Genomic DNA, 17,821 nt, shown 5'->3' with positions numbered 1-17,821 from the left:
AGATGTGTATAAGAGACAGCGTCGATCGTGGTGGCCAGCCGCGCATAGTTGCCCACGCCGCGCACGAACAACAGCTGGCAGTGACCACCGGATACCAGCAGCAGCAAATAGGGAAAGGCAAGGTCCGGATCGGCCAGCCGCGGCGACAGCGCGTGCCCCTCCAGATGGTTGACCGCGATCAGCGGCTTGCCCGACGCCAGCGCCAGCGCCTTGGCGGTGACCAGCCCGACCATGACCCCGCCGATCAGCCCCGGCCCGGCGGTCGCCGCGATCGCGTCAACCTCGCTCAGATCGACCTCCGCCTCGGCCAGCGCGGCCTCGACGAGTGGCGCCAGCATCTCGACATGCGCGCGCGCGGCGATCTCGGGCACCACGCCGCCGAACGGCCGGTGCGCAGCTTCCTGCCCCGCCAGCTTGTGCGCCAGGATGTCGCGGGTGGAAGTGACCAGCGCGGCTGCGGTTTCGTCACAACTCGATTCAAGACCGAGGATCAGGGCCATGGCCTTGTCCTCTAGCCCATGCCCGCGCTAGCACAAGCCACCATGCCAAATCCGATCCGCCTCGGCACCCGGGGCTCGCCGCTCGCACTCACCCAGGCCCATATGACGCGCGCGGCGCTGATCGCCGCGCATGGCCTCGACGAAAACGACGTCGAAATCGTCGTGATCAAGACCACCGGCGACCAGGTGCAGGACCGCGCGCTTGCCGAGATCGGCGGCAAGGCGCTGTGGACCAAGGAGCTGGACCGCGCGCTGATGGATGGCGAGATCGACGCCTCGGTCCATTCGATGAAGGATGTCGAGACGATCCGCCCGACCGAGATCGCGATCGCGGCGATGCTGCCCCGCGCCGATGTCCGCGACCGCATCCTCGGCGCGCCGTCCGTGGCCGAGCTGAAGCCGGACCCCGTCGTCGGCACCAGCTCGCCGCGCCGCGCGGCGCAGGTCCGCCGGCTCCGCCCCGATGCGCGCATCGTCCTGTTCCGCGGCAATGTCGCCACCCGCATCGCCAAGCTGGACGCGGGCGAGGCGGACGCCACGCTGCTCGCCGCCGCCGGGCTCGAACGGCTGGGCCATGCCGATATCGGCCATGCGATCCCGATCGACGTGATGCTGCCGGCCCCGTCGCAGGGCGCGGTCGGTATCGAGTGCCGCGCGGACGATGCGCGGATGCGCGCGATGATCGGGGCGATCAGCCACGCGGACACCTATGCGTGCGTCATGGCCGAACGCGGGCTGCTCGCGGCATTGGGGGCGGACTGTCACTCGCCGGTCGCAGCACTCGCGCGGATCGCGGATGGCCGGATGCGGCTGCGCGCCGAACTATTCGCGGAGGACGGCAGCGACCACGTCGCAGGTGAGGCGGAAGCCGCCAGCGATGACGCCATGATGCCGCGCGCCCTCGCCGCCGAGCTGCTGGCGCGCGCGCCGGCATCGATCACCCGGCTGTTCAGCGGCGGATGAGCCGTCCGATCGCGGTGCTGCGGCCCGATCCGGGCAATGGCCGCACCGCGGCGGCGATCGAGGCGGCGGGCCGGGTGGCGATCCGGCTGCCACTGTTCGCGGTCCGGCCGATCGACTGGCAGCCGCCGGATGCCGCCGATCATGACGCGCTGATCCTGACCAGCGCCAATGCGGTGCGCCATGCCGGCTCGGGGCTGGCGGGGCTGGCCGCCCTGCCCGCCTATGTCGTCGGGGCGCGGACGGCGGCGGCCGCACGATCCGCCGGGCTGCGCGTCGCCGCGACCGGTGCGACCGATGCGCAGGACCTCGCGCGCCTCGCTGCCGCCGCCGGGATATGTCGCGCGCTGCACCTGGCCGGGCGCGATCATCGGCCGTTGCCGGGCGAAATCGTCACCGCGACCCGTATCGTCTATGCGAGCGACGCGCTGACGGTGGCTCCCGGCCGGCTGGCCGCGCTGAACGGCGCGGTCGCGCTCGTCCATTCGGTGCGGGCGGGCGCGCGCCTCGCCGAACTGATGCCGCCGCCGGCCCGTGCCGGAACGGCCATCGCGGCGATCAGCGCGAGTGCGGCCGCCGCGGCGGGCAGCGGATGGTGCGCGGTCGCGATCGCCGCCCGGCCGGCCGACGCGGACGTGATCGCTGCCGCTCGCGCGCTCGCCGATTGACCCGCCGCGCATTGACCGGGATAAGGGCGCGCATGGACCAGACCGAAGTGACGTTCGACGCCGGGGCACCGGCGCAAAGTCCGCGCCGGAGTCGCTGGCCGATGGTCTGGACGGTCGCGCTGGCCGCCTTCGTGCTCGGGCTGGTCGCAATGGCGCTCGCCTATCGCACCTGGGGCGACGCGTGGGTCATGCCCGATGCCGCGCCCCAGCCGGTGATCGGCGCGGACCCCGCGGGGCAGGCGCCCGCCACACCGGAAACCCTGGCGACGCTCGATGCGCGCGAATCGGCGCTCTCGGCGCGCATCCGCGAGCTTGAAGGGCGGCTCGCCGCGATCGACAGCGACTCGCGGCTCGCCTCGACCTTTGCCGGGCGTGCCGAGGGGCTGCTGCTCGCCTTTGCCGCGCGCCGTGCGCTCGATCGCGGGCTGCCGCTCGGCTATGTCGAGGGCGAGCTGCGCCAGCGGTTCGAACCGAGCGAACCGACCGCGATCGCGATCATCATCCGCGCCTCGCGCGCGCCGGTGACGCTTGAGGAATTGCGGCTCGCGCTCGACACCATCGCGCCGAAACTGTTGACCGCGGGTCCGGAGACCGGATGGTGGGACGGCCTGCGCCGCGAACTGTCGTCACTCGTCGTGCTGCGCCAGGAAACGACGCAGAGCCCGCTGCCCGCCGACCGGCTGGTGCGCGCCCGCCGCCTCCTCGATGCCGGGCAGGTCGAGGGCGCGCTGGCGGAGATCACGCGGATGCCGGGTGCCGCCAGCGCGGAAAGCTGGATTTCCGCAGCAAAGCGCTACATCAATGCGCGGCGCGCGCTGAACGCGATCGAATCCGCCGCGATCCAGGGTCGCGCCACCGCGACGCCGCTGCCCGTACTCCCGCCCGTCGTGACGCTGCCCAGCGTCGCGCCATCGCCCGGTGCCAGCCCCGCGCCGGCAGCGGGACAGGGTTCGACCGACACGCAATGAGGACAGATGATGGCTGAGATGGGCCGGTTCGACTGGCAGGATCCGTTCGCGCTCGACGCGCAACTGACCGACGAGGAGCGGATGGTCCGCGACGCGGCACGGGCCTATGCGCGCGAACAGTTGCTGCCGCGCGTCACCCGCGCGTTCCTGGACGAATCGTTCGACCGGGCCATCATGCGCGAAATGGGCGCATTGGGCCTGCTGGGTCCGACGATCAGCCCGGAATATGGCGGCGCGGGGCTGGGCTATGTCGCCTATGGCCTGGTCGCGCGCGAAGTCGAGGCGATCGACAGCGGCTATCGCAGCGCGATGAGCGTCCAGTCCTCGCTCGTCATGCACCCGATCAACGCCTATGGCACCGAGGAACAGAAGCGGAAGTATCTGCCCGGTCTCGCATCGGGCGAGCTGGTCGGCTGTTTCGGCCTGACCGAGCCCGATGCCGGCTCCGATCCCGCCGGGATGCGTACGCGCGCCGAGCAAGTGAACGGTGGTTACCGGCTGACCGGATCGAAGATGTGGATCACCAATTCGCCGATCGCCGACGTTTTCGTCGTCTGGGCGAAGTCCGACGCGCATGGCGGCGGCATCAAGGGCTTCGTGCTCGAGCGCGGCATGAAGGGCCTGTCCGCGCCCAAGATCGAGGGCAAGTTGAGCCTGCGCGCGTCGATCACCGGCGAAATCGTTATGGACGGTGTCGAAGTGGGCGAGGACGCGCTGCTGCCCAATGTCCAGGGGCTGAAGGGGCCGTTCGGCTGCCTCAACCGCGCACGCTACGGCATCGCCTGGGGCACGATGGGCGCGGCCGAGTTCTGCATGGAGGCCGCGCGGCAATATACGCTTGACCGCCACCAGTTCGGGCGGCCGCTCGCGGCGACGCAGCTCGTGCAGCTGAAGCTCGCCAACATGCAGACTGAAATCGCGCTGGGCCTGCAGGCAGCGTTGCGCGCGGGGCGGATGTTCGATGAAGGCACGCTCAGCCCCGATGCGATCAGCATCATCAAGCGCAACAATTGCGGCAAGGCGCTCGATATCGCCCGCGTCGCGCGCGACATGCATGGCGGCAACGGCATTTCCGCGGATTTCCATGTGATGCGCCACGCGATCAACCTTGAAACCGTCAATACCTATGAGGGCACGCACGACGTGCACGGGCTGATCCTGGGCCGGGCGATCACCGGCATCGCGGCGTTTTGATGTGGTCCAGACTTCCTTTCCTTCGTCATGCCGGGCTTGTCCCGGCATCCACCGTGCCGCCAGGGCAGCGGCCGGAATCGGGCGCGGCGGGGTGGACCCCGGAACAAGTCCGGGGTGACGGGGTAAACGACTGATATGACCCCGCCCGATCGTCAGCCCGTGCTGGCGGGCGAGCTGGTCCGGCTGCGCCCGACCATCGCCGCCGACTGGGACGCGCTGTTCGCGGTGGCCAGCGATCCTTTGGTCTGGGAAGTCCACCCTGCGCATGACCGCTGGCAGGAACCGGTGTTCCGCGCCTATTTCGACGCGGGGCTGGCGAGCGGCGGGGCTTTGACCATCCTGGATCGCGCCACCGGGGCGGTGATCGGGTCGAGCCGCTACGACAACTGGAAGCCCGAGGCGGACGAGATCGAGATCGGCTGGACCTACCTCGCCCGCGCCTATTGGGGCGGCGTTTATAATCGCGAGATCAAGCGGCTGATGCTCGGCCACATCCACGCGCACGTCCGCACCGTCGTGTTCACGGTCGGCGAGACCAATGTTCGCTCGCGCCGCGCGATTGAGAAGATCGGCGGCGTGCTGCGCCCCGGCACCGAAATGCGGCTGATGGCGGGCGAGATGAAGCCGCACGTCATCTACGAAATCGTCCGCCCGTGAAGCCGCTCGAGGGCATCCGCGTCGTCGAGCTCGCGCGTATCCTCGCCGGCCCGTGGTGCGGCCAGCTCCTCGCCGATCTCGGCGCGGAGGTCATCAAGGTCGAGCGACCGGGCGCGGGCGACGACACCCGTCATTGGGGGCCGCCCTTCCTCCACGATGCCGACGGCCGCAATCTGGATGCCGCCTATTTCCACTCGGCCAATCGCGGCAAGGCCAGTCGCTTCGTCGACATCACCACGTCCGAGGGCCAGGCGGAGGTCAGGGCGCTCGTCGCCGACGCCGATGTCGTGCTGGAAAACTACAAGGTCGGCGGGCTGGCCAAATACGGCCTCGACCATGCGCGACTGCTTGACGTCAATCCGCGCCTCATCACCTGTTCGATTACCGGTTTCGGCCAGACGGGCCCCTATGCGCCGCGCGCCGGCTATGATTTCATCATTCAGGCAATGGGTGGCTTCATGTCGCTGACCGGCGAGCCCGATGGCCCGCCGCAAAAGGCGGGCATCGCCTATGCCGACATCTTCACCGGCGTCTATTCGGCGGTCGCGATCCTGGCCGCGCTGCGCCGGCGCGATGTGGAAGGCGTGGGCGCGCACATCGACATGGCGCTGCTCGACACCCAGGTCGCGGTGCTGGCGAACCAGGCGCTCAACTGGATGGCCGATCCGGCGAAGGTGCCGGGCCGCATGGGCAACGGCCATGCCAATCTGGTGCCCTATCAGGCGTTCGCGGCAGCGGACGGCGAGCTGATCATCGCGGTCGGCAATGACGGCCAGTTCCGGCGGCTATGCGCCGTGCTCGGCCTCGACCTCGCCGACGATGCGCGCTTTGCGACCAATCCCGCGCGCGTCACCCATCGCGCCACGCTGATCCCGCTGATCGAGGTGGCGGTCGCGCACTGGCTGAAGGCCGATCTCGCCAACGCGCTGGATGCGCAGGGCATCCCCGCCGGGCCGATCAACCGCATCGACGAGGCCTTTGCCGATCCTCAAGTGATCGCGCGCGGGATGCGCGTGGCTATAGATGGCCTGCCAGGCGTTGCCAGCCCGATCGTCATCGATGGCGAGCGGATGGTCGCCGACCGCGCCAGTCCCGCCCGACCCACCGGCACCGCAACAGACTGAATCCCCATACGTATTCATGGCGCCCGCGGCTGGCCCCGGCAGGCGCAACATGATCCTATCCGCCACAAGACAAGCCCGATCAACGGGCTGCCGACCCAGGAGCCCCGGATGACCCGCACCCTCGCCCTCATGCTTGCCCTTGCCCCGCTGATCGCCGCTGCCCCCGCCGCCGCGCAGGACGTGCCTGCGCGCTACACGCCGCGCCCCTTCGTTCAGGTCAAGCACCCCGAATGGTCGAAGAACGCGACCATCTATCAGCTCAACACCCGCCAGTTCACGCGCGAGGGCACCTTTGCGGCCGCCACGCGCGAGCTGCCGCGCATCAAGGCGCTGGGGGCGGACATCATCTGGCTGATGCCGATTCATCCGATCGGCGAAAAGAACCGCAAGGGCACGCTCGGCTCGCCCTATGCGGTACGCGACTATCGCGCGGTCAACCCGGAATTCGGCGACATGGCCGATTTCAAGCAGTTCGTGGACGCCGCGCACAAGCTGGGAATGAAGGTGATCCTCGACTGGGTCGCGAATCACTCGGCGTGGGACAATGCGCTCGTGCGCGAACATCCCGACTGGTATGTCCGCGACTGGAAGGGCGATTTCATGCCGACGCCCTGGTTCGACTGGTCGGACATCATCGACTTCGATTATTCCAAGCCGGGCCTGCGCCAGTACATGACCGAGGCCATGGCCTTCTGGGTGCGCGAGGCGGGCGTTGACGGCTTCCGCTGCGACGTGGCGGGTGCGGTGCCCGTCGATTTCTGGGAAAATGCCCGCGCCGAGCTGGACGCGATCAAGCCGGTCTTCATGCTTGCCGAGGCCGAGGATACCGCCCTCCACGCCCGCGCGTTCGATGCCAGCTATGGCTGGAGCTGGGCCAACACGATGAAGGCGATTGGCGAGGGGCATGGCGATGTCGGGGGCCTCTACGGCTTTTACTCGGCCAATTCGTCGATGTGGCCGCATGACGCCATGCGCCTGATGATGACCGAGAACCACGATTTCAACTCGTGGGACGGCACCGCGTTCGAGCGCCTGCGCGACGCGCAGACTAACGCAATCGTGCTCTCCGTGGTCGGGGCGGGGATCCCGATGATCTACAATGGTCAGGAAGCGGGCAACCAAAAGCGGCTCGAATTCTTTGAACGCGATCCCATCATGTGGCGCGACCATCCCAACGCCGCGCTGTTCCGTCGCCTGTTCGCGCTGAAACATGCCAATCGCGCGCTGTGGAACGCCGATTGGGGCGGCGCGATGGTCCGCGTCGTCAACAGCCAGCCCGCCAGGGTGTTTTCGTTCACGCGCGAAAAGGACGGCGACAAGGTGTTCGCAGCGCTAAACTTCTCCGGCGAACCCCAGACGGTCAGCTTCACCGACGGTCCGTTCGCGGGCGACTATGTCGATTTCGACGGCGGCGCGAAGGTGACGCTGGCGGCGAACGCGACGATGACGCTTCAGCCCTGGAGCTATCGCGTGCTGGTCAAGGGCGGCCGCTAGCGTCTGCCCCCGCCCAGCCCAGTCGCGCCAGCACCGCGCGCGCCGCGGCGGGTGCGCGCTCCTTCGCGCCGTTGATCATGAAGACGAAGGTCTCGCGCGGCGATCGGGGCGCGGGCGGGCCGAAGGTCGGCAGCCCCTCGGGCACCCCGCCCTCCGCCCAGGTGCGGGCCGCATCGGTCCAGCGATCGAGCGCGTCCGGCGCATAGCCCGCCGGCTCCTCCGCCCGCGCATTTTCGAGCCGCGCATAGACGAAACCGGCGGTCACATCGGCGATGGCGGGATAGTCCGCCGAATCGGCATAGACGATCGCGACCCCGGCATCGCGGCACATCGCGACGAACGCCGGCACGTGAAAACTGTCATGGCGTACCTGCACCGCATGGCGAAGCCGCACGCCCTCCTGCACGCCGGGCAGCAGCTTGAGGAACGCGCCGAAGTCGTCGGCATCGAATTTCTTCGTCGCCATGAACTGCCACAGGATCGGCCCCAGCTTGTCGCCAAGCTCGGCGACGCCCGATCCAAGGAATTTCTCGATCGACTCGCCCGCTTCGGCCAGGACGCGACGGTTGGTGGCATAGCGCGACGCCTTGACCGCGAACACGAAGCCGTCGGGTGCGCCCCTGGCCCAGTTGGCAAAGCTCTCGCGCTTCTGCGTGCCGTGATAGGTCGCGTTGATCTCGATCGCGGTGACCGCGCGCGTCGCATATTCGAACTCGCGCTTCTGCGGCAGGCCGTCGGGATAGAACGGCCCGCGCCACGGCGCATAGGTCCAGCCGCCGATGCCGACGCGGATCGCCGCCGCCTCAGTCATCGCCCGCCCGCCTGTCCTGGCCGGGCACGCCGATATCGTGCCCCAGCGTGTCGCGCGACCACAGCATCGCGACGAGCGTGTAGAGGACGACGGCAAGCGGTGCCGCCACCAGCACGCCGATCACGCCGAACAGCCCGCCCAGCCCGGCGAGCGCAAAGATCAGCACCGCCGGCGGGATCGACACCGCGTAACGCTGGACGATCGGGGTCAGCACATTGCCCTCGACCTGCTGCGCGATGAAATAGACGACCGCCGCCCACAAGGCGGTTTCCGGGCTGACCGAAAAGGCGAGCAGGATGCCCGGCACCGCGCCGATGAACGGCCCGATCAACGGCACGAAATTGGCGAGGCCGACGATCACGCCCAGCGCCGCGGCCGACGGCACGCCGACGATCGCGACCCCGATACCGACCAGGGTACCCACGAACACCATCGTGAACAGCTGGCCGAGCAGATATTTGCGCAGCGCATTGCCACTGGCATTGAGCGCCGCGACCACGCGCGGCCCGTTTGCCCTGGGAAACAGCAATTCGACGCCGCGCACATACAGGCTTGGGTCGAGGGCGAGATAGATCGCGCCGATCAGCACCAGCACCAGGTTGGTGATCGCCCCCACCGCGCCGAAGGCAAAGGTGAGCGCGCGCCCCGCCACCGTCTGCAGGTCGGGCGTCGTGGATGCGATGCCGCTCCCAAAGGGCTGGCGCGCCAACCAGTCGCGCACGTCCGTCGCCGCACCGGGCAGCCGTTGCGCCAGCTGGCCGAACTGTTCGCCCAGCACGGAACCGAACATCCATCCGACCAGGCCGAGCAGCGCCAGGATGCCGGCGACCGCGATCAGCACCGCCGGGGTTTCCGGGACGCCCGAACGATGGATCGGATCGGCGACCGCGCGGATCAGCACCGCGATCAGGATGGCGGCAAAGATCAACAGCCACACCGCGACCATCTGGGTCATCAGCAGCGCCAGGCCGGTCAGCAGCAGCACGATCAGCGTCGTGCGCACCACCCGCGAAGTCATCGTCGGATCCATCGCTCCCCCCTCGCCTTCCGGTCCCCGCCTCGGCCTTGCGCCGATATGCGCGACAACCGTCCGCGCCGCCACCCGTTCCTTGCGCTCGACCGCCGGTGCCGCCGGTCAGCGCCGGCGACGCCGGGTCATCCCCAGCAACTCGGCCGCGCCCGCAACCTCGCCCGCGGTCCCGGACGCCTTCAGGTCGCGCTCGATCCGGCCGAGCCGCGCCAGCGCCTCGCTCAGCCGCGGCGCATTCCAGTGCTGGAGCGCCTGGCGGGTGGGCTCCTTGTCCTTCCAGAACAGGTGCGCGCGCTCGATCACCTCGTGGATCGACCGGCCCCGATCGACCTCGGCGCGCAACTCCGCCAGCCGATGCAGCCGTCGGCCGAGCTGGCGCACCACGCTGATCATGCTGACCCCCTCATGCGTCAGCGCGACCAGCTCGCCCGCCAATGCCGGGCTGTCGCCGGCGACCAGCGCCTGAATCGCCGCGCTGGGCTCGGCCTCGTCGACCGATGCGCACACCGCGCGCAGGTCGTCGACCGATGCGACCCGCGGCGCATCGGGCGCGGCGTCGAGGAACAGCGCCAGCTTCTCGAGCTCGCGCGCCATGACCGCCCGGTCGCCGTTGCACGCGCGCATCAGCCGCTCCGCGACATCCTGGTTGAGCGTGATGCCGTGCGCGCGTCCGGCTTCCGCCGCGATCCGCGTCGCCGCCTGCCCCTCCGGCACGTAACAGGCGTAGGCGAGCGCATTGGGCGCGGCGGCGACCAGCTTGAGCAGCTTCGACGTGCCCTTGAGCGCGGGCGCGATCATCACCGCGGGATTGCCGGCGCGGTCGGCGGCGAGCAGCTGTTCCACCGCGGCGAGCGATTCGTCGCCGACGCCGGTCACGCGAATATGGCGGCGCTCGCCGAACAGCGACATCGACGCGGCTTCCTCCGCCAGCAGCCCCGGCCGGCCGCGCAGCGTCGCGCCGTCCAGGTCGACGCGCTCCGCCCCCTCGCCCATCGCGCGGGCCAGCCGCGCGGCGAGCTCGGCCGCGCCGGCTTCGTCGGGCCCGTGCAACAGATACAGCCGGACATCGTCGCCCGGCCGGTCGAGGCGCGCGGCGATGCCTTCCTTGATCTTCATGCGCCGCTCGTCACGGCGTCTTGGCGGTGCGGTCCGCGAACAGCGCGAGGCGCGCGGTGATCTGGTCGGCGATCACCACCGACAGGCGTTCCAGCGCGGTCTGTTCGGCCGCGATGACCGCATATTCGGACCGCACGACGTCGATGCCCGCGTCCGATCCCGCGGTGTCGTCGACCAGCGTCTGCCCGGTCGCCAGGTCGACCAGCTGATAGCGCGCGCGCAGCGTCCGGCGCTCGCGCGCGATGCTCTCGTCGCTGCGCACGCCCAGGCCGACGATCGAATCGTCCAGCCGGACATCGAGCCGATAGCGCGGCGCGCCGCCATTCGCCGCCAGCCGGTCGCGCAGCGCATTGCCGACCAGATAGCCCGCGCGCCCCTCGATCGGCGCGACCTCGACGCTCGACAACAGGCTGCCGACCGACCCCGTCGACCCGCCCGAATAAAGCGGCCGCAGCCCGCAGCCCGCCAGCGACAGTGCGATCGCGATCAGGGTGAGCAGGCGGATCATGCGACGATATTGACCAGCCGGTCGGGCACGACAATCACCTTGCGCGGCGCGGCCCCCTCCAGGATGCGCTGCACCTTGTCGGAGGCAAGCGCGGCGGCTTCCGCGGCCTCACGCGCTGCGCCCTTGGGCAGCATCAGCGTGTCGCGCAGCTTGCCGTTGACCTGCACCGCGACGGTCACCTCGTCGTCGACCAGCAGCGCGGCATCGACCTGCGGCCACGGTGCGTCGGCGATCAGCGCGTCATTGCCCCAGGCCGCCCAGGCTTCCTCCGCGATATGCGGCGTCATCGGCGCGACGATGCGCGCGAGCGTGCGGATCGCATGGGTGCGCGACGCTGACGGCGCGGCCTTCTCGATCGCATTGACCAGCTCATAGAGCTTGGCGACCGCCTTGTTGAAGGCCAGCGCCTCGACATCCTCGGCGACGCCCGCGATCGTGCGGTGCAGCTTCTTGTCGAGCGATCCTCCCCGAGCTTGCTCGGGGAGGGGGACCGGCGAAGCCGGTGGAGGGGCCGCCACATCGACCGAGTCAAACAGCCGCCACAGCCGCTGGACGAACCGCCACGCGCCCTCGATCCCGCTTTCCGACCATTCCAGGTCGCGCTCGGGCGGCGAGTCCGACAGCATGAACCAGCGCACCGCGTCCGCGCCGTACTGATCGACGATGCCGGTCGGGTCGACGGTGTTCTTCTTCGACTTCGACATCTTCTCGATGCGGCCGCGCGTCACTGGCTGCCCCGTCGCAATCTCGATGCCGTCGCGCACCTCGTCGGGCGACAGCCAGCGGTCATCCTGCGACTTGTAGGTCTCGTGCGTCACCATGCCTTGGGTGAACAGGCCGGCGAACGGCTCGCTGACGTCAAGGCGCCCGATCCGCTTGAGCGCCCGCGTCCAGAAGCGCGCATAGAGCAGGTGGAGGATCGCGTGCTCGACCCCGCCGATATACTGCGCGACCGGCAGCCATTGCTGCGCCACTGCCGGGTCGAACGGCTCGTCCGCCGGCTGGCTGGCAAAGCGGATGAAGTACCAGGACGAGTTGATGAAGGTGTCGAGCGTGTCGGTTTCGCGCCGCGCCGGCTTGCCGCAGGTCGGACAGTCGACATGGCGCCAGGTCGGGTGGCGGTCGAGCGGATTGCCCGGCACGTCGAAGCTCACATCCTCGGGCAGCACCACGGGCAGCTGGTCGCGCGGTACCGGCACCGCGCCGCAAGTCTCGCAATGGATGATCGGGATCGGCGTGCCCCAGTAACGCTGGCGGCTGACCCCCCAGTCGCGCAGCCGCCACACGGTGGTGCCGCGCCCCCATCCCTCGGCCTCGGCGCGCGCGATCACCGCCGCCTTCGCGTCGACGACGCTCGACCCGTCGAGCGGGCCCGAGTTCACGATGCGGCCCGGCCCGGTATAGGCCTCGTCGCCCTCGAACGCCGGATCGCTCTGCTCGCCCTCGGCGACAACGCGGCGCACCGGCAGCGCATATTTGCGCGCGAACTCCAGGTCGCGCTGGTCGTGTGCGGGTACGCCCATCACCGCGCCGGTGCCATAATCCATCAGCACGAAATTGGCGATGTAGACGGGCAGCTCCCACGCCGCATCGAACGGATGCGCGACGCGCAGGCCGGTGTCGAAGCCCAGCTTTTCCGCCGTCTCGATCTCGGCCGCCGAGGTGCCGCCCGCCTTGCAGCGTTCGACGAACGCCGCGACCTCGGCATTGTCCGCCGCCAGCCGCTGCGCGATCGGATGATCGGCGGCGATCGCGACAAAGCTCGCGCCGAAGATCGTGTCCGGCCGCGTCGAATACACCTCGATCGGCTGGTCGAACGGCGCGACGGGTGCGAACGAGAACTGCAGCCCCACCGACTTGCCGATCCAGTTTTCCTGCATCAGCTTGACCTTGTCGGGCCAGTGGTCGAGCGTGCCGAGGCCGTCGAGCAGTTCGTCGGCGAAATCGGTGATCTTGAGGAACCACTGGTTCAGCTTGCGCCGTTCGACCACCGCGCCCGACCGCCAGCCGCGCCCGTCGATCACCTGTTCATTGGCCAGCACGGTCATGTCGACCGGATCCCAGTTCACCGCACTTTCGCGGCGATAGACGAGGCCGGCGGCATAGAGGTCGAGGAACAGCGCCTGTTCATGCCCGTAATAGGCCGGGTCGCAGGTCGCCAGCTCGCGCGTCCAGTCGAGCGCGAAGCCCAGCCGTTTCAGCTGCGCGCGCATCGTCGCGATGTTTTCATAGGTCCACGCGCCGGGATGGACCCCTTTCTCCATCGCGGCATTTTCCGCCGGCATGCCAAAGGCGTCCCAGCCCATCGGGTGCAGCACCTCCATGCCCTGCATCCGCCGGAAGCGCGCGAGCACGTCGCCCATCGTATAGTTGCGGACATGGCCCATATGGATCTTCCCCGACGGATAGGGGAACATCTCGAGCACGTAGCTTTTCGGCCGGGGGCTGTCGTCGCGGGCGGCGAAGGTCCGGCGTTCGGCCCAGACCTGTTGCCACGCGGCGTCGGCCTTCAGCGCGTTGAAGCGCGACGCCATTGCGGGTTCCTCAGTTGTCGGCGATCGCGTTGCGACGCAGATCGCGGGCGCGGGTCAGGATGATGTCTTCCAGCTTCTGCACCGTCGCCGCCTGTACCGGGGCTTCGACCCACTGGCCGTTCTGGTTGATCTGGCGCAGCGCCGCAACGCGCAGCGCGTCGGCGCGCAGGTCGCGGTCGAGAATGGCGATCGTCACCTTCATCCGCTCGGTCGGGGTGTTGGGATTGACGTACCAGTCGGTGACGATGACGCCGCCGTTCGAATCGGTCTGGAGCAGCGGCATGAAGCTGATCGTGTCGAGGCTGGCGCGCCACAGATAGCTGTTGACGCCGATCGTCGTGACCTGAGACGCGGCGAGATCGGCCCTGGGCCGGTCGCGACCCCCGCATGCGGCCAGCGCCAGCGTCAGCGTTGCCAGCACGGCCAGTTGCGATACGCGGATCATCGGCACATCCTTGAAAGAAGCATTCATCAAATCCGGGCATCTATAGATGCTGGGACGGTCGCCGCAAGCGCCCGCACCCGATGGCCGTACGGAATCGATTGTGGATAAGGCGCAACAGTGACGGGAAAAAGATTCTCCGCGGTGGCACCGCCCGGCCAAAGCATGGTAGCGCAGCAACCGAGGGCATGATGCGCAAGAATCGACTCCTGTTCAGCACCGGTATCGCGGCGATCGTCGCGACCGGCGCGTTGTGCGCGTCGATGTCGCAGGCGCGCGAGACGCGGCGTGTCGTGCCGGTGCGCAGCGCCGCGCCGGTCGCGAGCATCGGATCCTTCACGCCGGCTGCGGGCGATCCCAAGCTCGCCGCGATCATCTCGCGCAGCGGGCTGCCCAATTCCGGATTCCGTTTCACCCCGGCCGATGCCGGCGTGGACAAGAAGCGCCCGATTACCGTCGCGGTGCGAGCGCGCGGCACCCGTGCCGTCACCACCGCGGCCGAGCGCGCGCCGGGCGAGGCGACCGCCACCGGCCTCGCCCTCACGCCGATCGCCTATAATCTCGGCGTTTCGGTCGGGTGGAAGCGTTTTGCGGTTTCGGGCGACCTGGCCAAGGTCGATCTGGCCGGCCTGCCGGGCAGCCAGGAGCGGGTCGATCTGGGCGTCAGCTATTCGGGCAAGCGTGTCAGCGGGGGCGTGCGCGCCGCCGCCTCGCGTCCGATCGAGAACCAGCCCAAGCTGATCAGCGACCTGCCGAGCTATTCGGTCGACGTGGGCGGCGCCTATCGCGTCACCCGCAATCTCGATGTGACTGCGGGCGTGCGCTATCGCACCGATCGCGACCGGTTGACCCGCCTGCCCGACGAGCGTCGCGACAGCCAGGCCGTCTATATCGGAACCGCCTTCCGCTTCTGATCCCGGCGCGGCGCGGCCCATGCGTCGATCGCCGCCCAGCCATGAATGCCAAAGCGCGCGAGTGTGACTGCGCGCACCGCGTCGACGCCGCCCATCGCGATGACGGGAATCTTCAGCCCGCGCACGACCAGCCCGAACCTCGCGCGTCCCAGCGCCCGCGCGCCGGGGTGGGACCGCGTCGCGAATATGGCCGAGACGAACAGTGCATCCGCCCCCGACCGGATCGCCGCGATCGCTTCGCGCCGGTCATGCGCGGCGCGCGTCACGATCCGGTGCCGGGCGCCACGCCGGGCATTGTGCACCCCGTCTTCGCTTCCCAGCCGATCGGGCCCGGCGCGCAGGACCAGATGTCCGCGCCGCCGCGCCATCGCCACGACCCGTGCGAACAGCGCCCGGCGCGCGGCCGGCAGGGTCGCATAATGGCGAAACACGATGCCGCTGCCGCGCGGCAGCCGCCCGATCGCGTCGAACAGGGCGTCGCCCAGTCGCTCGTCGGTCATCAGCCAGGTGCGGGGAATGGGGTGGCGGCGTGGCATCGCCGCACCTATAGCGCGCGCGATGGCAAAGCATTCAACTCTCCCGAGCGATCCCGCCGCCCGGCTGCGCGATGTCGGCGATGCGATCGCGGCGGCCGCCCGCCTCGCCGGACGCAAAGCCGCCGACGTGACGCTGATCGCGGTGTCAAAAACGCAGGACGCGACCGCGATCCGGCCGCTGATCGCCGCCGGCCAGCGTGTGTTCGGCGAGAACCGCGTTCAGGAGGCCGCCGCGAAATGGCCCGATCTGCGCGCCGAGACCCCAGATGTGCGGCTGCACCTCGTCGGCCAGCTCCAGTCGAACAAGGCCGAGGATGCCGTCCGCCTGTTCGACGCGATCCATTCGGTCGACCGCGCGTCGCTCGTCACCGCGCTCGCCCGCGCAATCGAACGGACCGGCCGCGCACCCGATTGCTTCGTCCAGGTCAATATCGGCGATGAAGCGCAGAAGGGCGGCTGCGCGATCGGCGATCTGCCTGCGCTACTCGCGGACGCGCGCACCGCCGGACTGCCGATCGCCGGGTTGATGGCGGTGCCGCCGCTCGATGTCGAACCCGCCCCCTATTTCGCGCTGCTCGCCAAACTGGCGCGGGACCATGGGCTGGCGGGGCTCAGCATGGGCATGTCGGGGGATTTTCCGACCGCGGTCACGCTGGGGGCGACGCATGTCCGGGTCGGCACCGCGCTGTTCGGGGAACGGGCATGAAGTTCGACGCGATCCTGTTCGATTTCGACGGCGTCGTCATCGAGAGCGAATATGAGGGCAACGCCCATATCGCCGACTATCTGTCGCGCATCGGCCACGCGACGAGCGCCGAACATGCGATGACGCATTTCATGGGCCTGTCGGGACGCCAGTTCATCGACGCGATCGAGAGCTGGATCGGCCGGCCGCTGCCCGAGGATTTCTTTGCCGAACGCGCCGCCGAGGATGCGCGCGCGATGCGCGACGGCGTCGGTGCGGTGGACGGCGCGATCGATTTCATCCGGTCGCTGCCGGCCGATCTGCCGGTCGCGATCGCGTCGTCCTCCAGCCATGCATGGATCCGCCGGCACCTCCACCATATCGGCCTGCTCCACCGGTTCGACGGGCGCATCTTCAGCGGCAAGGAGGATGTGCCCGCCGGTCGCGGCAAGCCCGAACCCGACCTCTATCTGCTCGCCGCCCGGGCGATCGGGGTCGACATCGCGCGCACCGTCATTCTCGAGGATTCACCGGTCGGCGTCACCGGCGCGCTGCGCACCGGGGCGACGGTGATCGGGGTGACCGCCGGGCGCCACTGCGTCGATGGCCATGCCGATCGCCTGCGCGCGCTGGGCGTCGAGGCGATTGCGCCCGATTATGACGCGGTCCGCGACCTGATCGGCCTGACCCCGGCCTGATCGGGCCGCGGTTCAGGCCGGGTCGATTCGCAGCCGCGCCGCACCCGTATCGGGCGCGTCCAGCACGACGCGGTATCGGCCGGCGCCCGGCAGGACCAGCCGGATGTCGTCGCCATCGGGATCGAGCGCGTGGCGCTTGCCCAGCACCGGCGCGCCCGCCGAGGTGCCGAGCACGAACGTCTTCCAGTCGGCGGACGCGACCTTGAAGGCGATCTCGCCCGGCGCGGTGACCGTGATCGTCACCGCATAGCGCGCATCGCCGGCGGGGAGGAACGGGCTGGCGGTGCCCCAGTCGTTGATCGATCCACGCAGATAGAGCGTCCCGGCATCGCGCGCGGCGGCAAAGCTGCGTGGTGCCAGGTCCGACCAGCCATAGCGTACCGCCGCCGATCGGATGATCGCTTCCGTCAGCGCCATGCCCTGGAAATCATTGGCCATCACGACGATGCCGTCGCCCGATGCGCGGTCGATCCACATCCGCGACATCATCCCCCAGAACACGCCGCCATGCCCGAACCGCGCGCCGTCGATCTCGAAGCCCAGGCCCCAATTCTCCTTGCCCGCGCGCAGCATCGCCCGCGCGCCGTCGGGTGACAGGATCGCGCCGCCCTCGCCGTCGGCGGCGCGGCGCATCGCGATCAGGAACCGGGCAAGGTCCCCCGGCGTGGTCCATAGCCCGCCCGCCGCAAGCTCGCTGACCCACCACGCCTTCGCCGCGAACGGGCGAAGTTCATGGTGCCCGGTCGCCCGCGCCGCCAGCGCCGAGGGTTGCATGAAGCTGCTGCGCGACATGCCGAGCGGATCGAGAATATCGCGGCGGGCGAGCGCCGCGAACGGCATGCCGGTCGCGTCCTCGATGGCGATCTGGACGGTGTGATAGCCGCCGTTCGAATAGGCGAAGTCGGCGCCCGGCCTGCCCGCCAGGCGCACCGGCGGCCCCTTTGCCGGTGCCTCGCCGCGTACGACCTGAACGATCGTCGGC

The 17,821-nt window shown here is 69.4% G+C and carries 19 protein-coding genes; 10 read left to right on the top strand and 9 right to left on the bottom strand.

Annotated elements, in window-relative coordinates:
• Positions 1-500: tRNA (adenosine(37)-N6)-threonylcarbamoyltransferase complex transferase subunit TsaD (locus tag AX709_RS02285; protein ID WP_443026325.1), on the bottom strand; the 500-nt coding region annotated here is incomplete at its 3' end.
• Between the two features lie 42 nt (positions 501-542).
• On the opposite strand from AX709_RS02285, the gene hemC reads away from it, so the two are divergent.
• From hemC to AX709_RS02250, 7 genes are all read left to right on the top strand, one after another.
• Positions 543-1,463 (top strand): hydroxymethylbilane synthase, encoded by a 921-nt coding sequence (hemC, locus tag AX709_RS02280; RefSeq protein WP_066546368.1) that lies wholly within the window; start codon positions 543-545, stop codon positions 1,461-1,463.
• On the top strand, positions 1,460-2,128 hold the full coding sequence (locus AX709_RS02275; RefSeq protein ID WP_066546365.1) for a uroporphyrinogen-III synthase: 669 nt from the start codon (positions 1,460-1,462) through the stop codon (positions 2,126-2,128). The genes hemC and AX709_RS02275 overlap by 4 nt, the downstream gene beginning before the upstream one ends.
• A 32-nt stretch (positions 2,129-2,160) precedes the next feature.
• On the top strand, positions 2,161-3,096 hold the full coding sequence (locus AX709_RS02270; RefSeq protein WP_066546363.1) for a hypothetical protein: 936 nt from the start codon (positions 2,161-2,163) through the stop codon (positions 3,094-3,096).
• Between the two features lie 9 nt (positions 3,097-3,105).
• On the top strand, positions 3,106-4,290 hold the full coding sequence (locus AX709_RS02265) for an acyl-CoA dehydrogenase (RefSeq protein WP_066546370.1): 1,185 nt from the start codon (positions 3,106-3,108) through the stop codon (positions 4,288-4,290).
• A gap of 135 nt (positions 4,291-4,425) precedes the next feature.
• Entirely contained in the window at positions 4,426-4,947 is a 522-nt protein-coding gene (locus tag AX709_RS02260) for a GNAT family N-acetyltransferase (protein WP_066546360.1), read from the top strand.
• Positions 4,944-6,071, top strand: coding sequence for a CaiB/BaiF CoA transferase family protein (locus AX709_RS02255; protein WP_066546357.1), 1,128 nt, complete (start codon positions 4,944-4,946; stop codon positions 6,069-6,071). Before AX709_RS02260 ends, AX709_RS02255 begins: the two co-directional genes overlap by 4 nt.
• 108 nt (positions 6,072-6,179) lie before the next feature.
• Positions 6,180-7,565 (top strand): alpha-amylase family glycosyl hydrolase, encoded by a 1,386-nt coding sequence (locus tag AX709_RS02250; RefSeq protein WP_066546355.1) that lies wholly within the window; start codon positions 6,180-6,182, stop codon positions 7,563-7,565.
• Here the strand turns inward: AX709_RS02250 and AX709_RS02245 are convergent.
• The 6 genes from AX709_RS02245 to AX709_RS02220 form a co-directional block, all read right to left on the bottom strand.
• Positions 7,549-8,376 (bottom strand): DUF72 domain-containing protein, encoded by an 828-nt coding sequence (locus tag AX709_RS02245; protein ID WP_066546352.1) that lies wholly within the window; start codon positions 8,374-8,376, stop codon positions 7,549-7,551. The genes AX709_RS02250 and AX709_RS02245 overlap by 17 nt on opposite strands.
• On the bottom strand, positions 8,369-9,394 hold the full coding sequence (locus tag AX709_RS02240; protein ID WP_197417152.1) for an AI-2E family transporter: 1,026 nt from the start codon (positions 9,392-9,394) through the stop codon (positions 8,369-8,371). Before AX709_RS02240 ends, AX709_RS02245 begins: the two co-directional genes overlap by 8 nt.
• 117 nt (positions 9,395-9,511) lie before the next feature.
• Entirely contained in the window at positions 9,512-10,522 is a 1,011-nt protein-coding gene (gene holA / locus AX709_RS02235; protein ID WP_066546349.1) for a DNA polymerase III subunit delta, read from the bottom strand.
• A 10-nt stretch (positions 10,523-10,532) separates the two neighbouring features.
• The gene (lptE, locus tag AX709_RS02230) at positions 10,533-11,030 is read right to left on the bottom strand and encodes an LPS assembly lipoprotein LptE (RefSeq protein WP_066546347.1); all 498 of its coding nucleotides are present in this window, start codon (positions 11,028-11,030) and stop codon (positions 10,533-10,535) included.
• The gene (leuS, locus tag AX709_RS02225; protein WP_066546344.1) at positions 11,027-13,564 is read right to left on the bottom strand and encodes a leucine--tRNA ligase; all 2,538 of its coding nucleotides are present in this window, start codon (positions 13,562-13,564) and stop codon (positions 11,027-11,029) included. Before leuS ends, lptE begins: the two co-directional genes overlap by 4 nt.
• Positions 13,565-13,574: 10 nt before the next feature.
• Positions 13,575-14,009: a DUF3576 domain-containing protein gene (locus AX709_RS02220; protein WP_066477351.1), complete on the bottom strand. Its 435-nt coding sequence runs from the start codon at positions 14,007-14,009 to the stop codon at positions 13,575-13,577.
• 188 nt (positions 14,010-14,197) lie between these two features.
• Here AX709_RS02220 and AX709_RS02215 point away from each other — a divergent pair, with 188 nt between their 5' ends.
• Positions 14,198-14,920, top strand: coding sequence for a hypothetical protein (locus AX709_RS02215; RefSeq protein ID WP_066477350.1), 723 nt, complete (start codon positions 14,198-14,200; stop codon positions 14,918-14,920).
• Here the strand turns inward: AX709_RS02215 and AX709_RS02210 are convergent.
• Positions 14,893-15,456, bottom strand: a complete 564-nt coding sequence (locus AX709_RS02210) for a thiamine phosphate synthase (protein WP_066546341.1) — start codon at positions 15,454-15,456, stop codon at positions 14,893-14,895. The genes AX709_RS02215 and AX709_RS02210 overlap by 28 nt on opposite strands.
• Before the next feature lie 22 nt (positions 15,457-15,478).
• On the opposite strand from AX709_RS02210, the gene AX709_RS02205 reads away from it, so the two are divergent.
• Both AX709_RS02205 and AX709_RS02200 read left to right on the top strand, forming a co-directional pair.
• Positions 15,479-16,162, top strand: coding sequence for a YggS family pyridoxal phosphate-dependent enzyme (locus AX709_RS02205; protein WP_066546338.1), 684 nt, complete (start codon positions 15,479-15,481; stop codon positions 16,160-16,162).
• Complete coding sequence (locus tag AX709_RS02200) at positions 16,159-16,839, top strand: HAD family hydrolase (RefSeq protein WP_066546335.1); 681 nt, start codon at positions 16,159-16,161, stop codon at positions 16,837-16,839. The genes AX709_RS02205 and AX709_RS02200 overlap by 4 nt, the downstream gene beginning before the upstream one ends.
• A gap of 12 nt (positions 16,840-16,851) precedes the next feature.
• Here AX709_RS02200 and AX709_RS02195 read toward each other — a convergent pair.
• A partial coding sequence (locus AX709_RS02195; protein WP_156454113.1) for a serine hydrolase occupies positions 16,852-17,821 on the bottom strand: 970 nt, incomplete at its 5' end.

The organism is Sphingomonas sp. CCH15-F11, from assembly GCF_001557005.1.
GTDB lineage: Bacteria > Pseudomonadota > Alphaproteobacteria > Sphingomonadales > Sphingomonadaceae > Sphingomonas.
The sequence above is the reverse complement of the archived record's forward strand: the minus strand, read 5'-3'. Positions and strand labels throughout refer to the sequence as shown.

What these genes read in the sequence shown, in the direction of transcription:
- AX709_RS02265 (WP_066546370.1), top strand. Translation starts at nt 3,106, where the DNA reads ATGGCTGAGATGGGCCGGTTCGACTGGCAGGATCCGTTCGCGCTCGAC.
- lptE (WP_066546347.1), bottom strand. Translation starts at nt 11,030, where the DNA reads ATGATCCGCCTGCTCACCCTGATCGCGATCGCACTGTCGCTGGCGGGC.
- AX709_RS02275 (WP_066546365.1), top strand. Translation starts at nt 1,460, where the DNA reads ATGAGCCGTCCGATCGCGGTGCTGCGGCCCGATCCGGGCAATGGCCGC.
- AX709_RS02245 (WP_066546352.1), bottom strand. Translation starts at nt 8,376, where the DNA reads ATGACTGAGGCGGCGGCGATCCGCGTCGGCATCGGCGGCTGGACCTAT.
- AX709_RS02200 (WP_066546335.1), top strand. Translation starts at nt 16,159, where the DNA reads ATGAAGTTCGACGCGATCCTGTTCGATTTCGACGGCGTCGTCATCGAG.
- AX709_RS02215 (WP_066477350.1), top strand. Translation starts at nt 14,198, where the DNA reads ATGCGCAAGAATCGACTCCTGTTCAGCACCGGTATCGCGGCGATCGTC.
- hemC (WP_066546368.1), top strand. Translation starts at nt 543, where the DNA reads ATGCCAAATCCGATCCGCCTCGGCACCCGGGGCTCGCCGCTCGCACTC.
- AX709_RS02205 (WP_066546338.1), top strand. Translation starts at nt 15,479, where the DNA reads ATGGCAAAGCATTCAACTCTCCCGAGCGATCCCGCCGCCCGGCTGCGC.
- AX709_RS02250 (WP_066546355.1), top strand. Translation starts at nt 6,180, where the DNA reads ATGACCCGCACCCTCGCCCTCATGCTTGCCCTTGCCCCGCTGATCGCC.
- AX709_RS02270 (WP_066546363.1), top strand. Translation starts at nt 2,161, where the DNA reads ATGGACCAGACCGAAGTGACGTTCGACGCCGGGGCACCGGCGCAAAGT.
- AX709_RS02220 (WP_066477351.1), bottom strand. Translation starts at nt 14,009, where the DNA reads ATGATCCGCGTATCGCAACTGGCCGTGCTGGCAACGCTGACGCTGGCG.
- AX709_RS02240 (WP_197417152.1), bottom strand. Translation starts at nt 9,394, where the DNA reads ATGACTTCGCGGGTGGTGCGCACGACGCTGATCGTGCTGCTGCTGACC.
- AX709_RS02260 (WP_066546360.1), top strand. Translation starts at nt 4,426, where the DNA reads ATGACCCCGCCCGATCGTCAGCCCGTGCTGGCGGGCGAGCTGGTCCGG.
- AX709_RS02210 (WP_066546341.1), bottom strand. Translation starts at nt 15,456, where the DNA reads ATGCCACGCCGCCACCCCATTCCCCGCACCTGGCTGATGACCGACGAG.
- holA (WP_066546349.1), bottom strand. Translation starts at nt 10,522, where the DNA reads ATGAAGATCAAGGAAGGCATCGCCGCGCGCCTCGACCGGCCGGGCGAC.
- leuS (WP_066546344.1), bottom strand. Translation starts at nt 13,564, where the DNA reads ATGGCGTCGCGCTTCAACGCGCTGAAGGCCGACGCCGCGTGGCAACAG.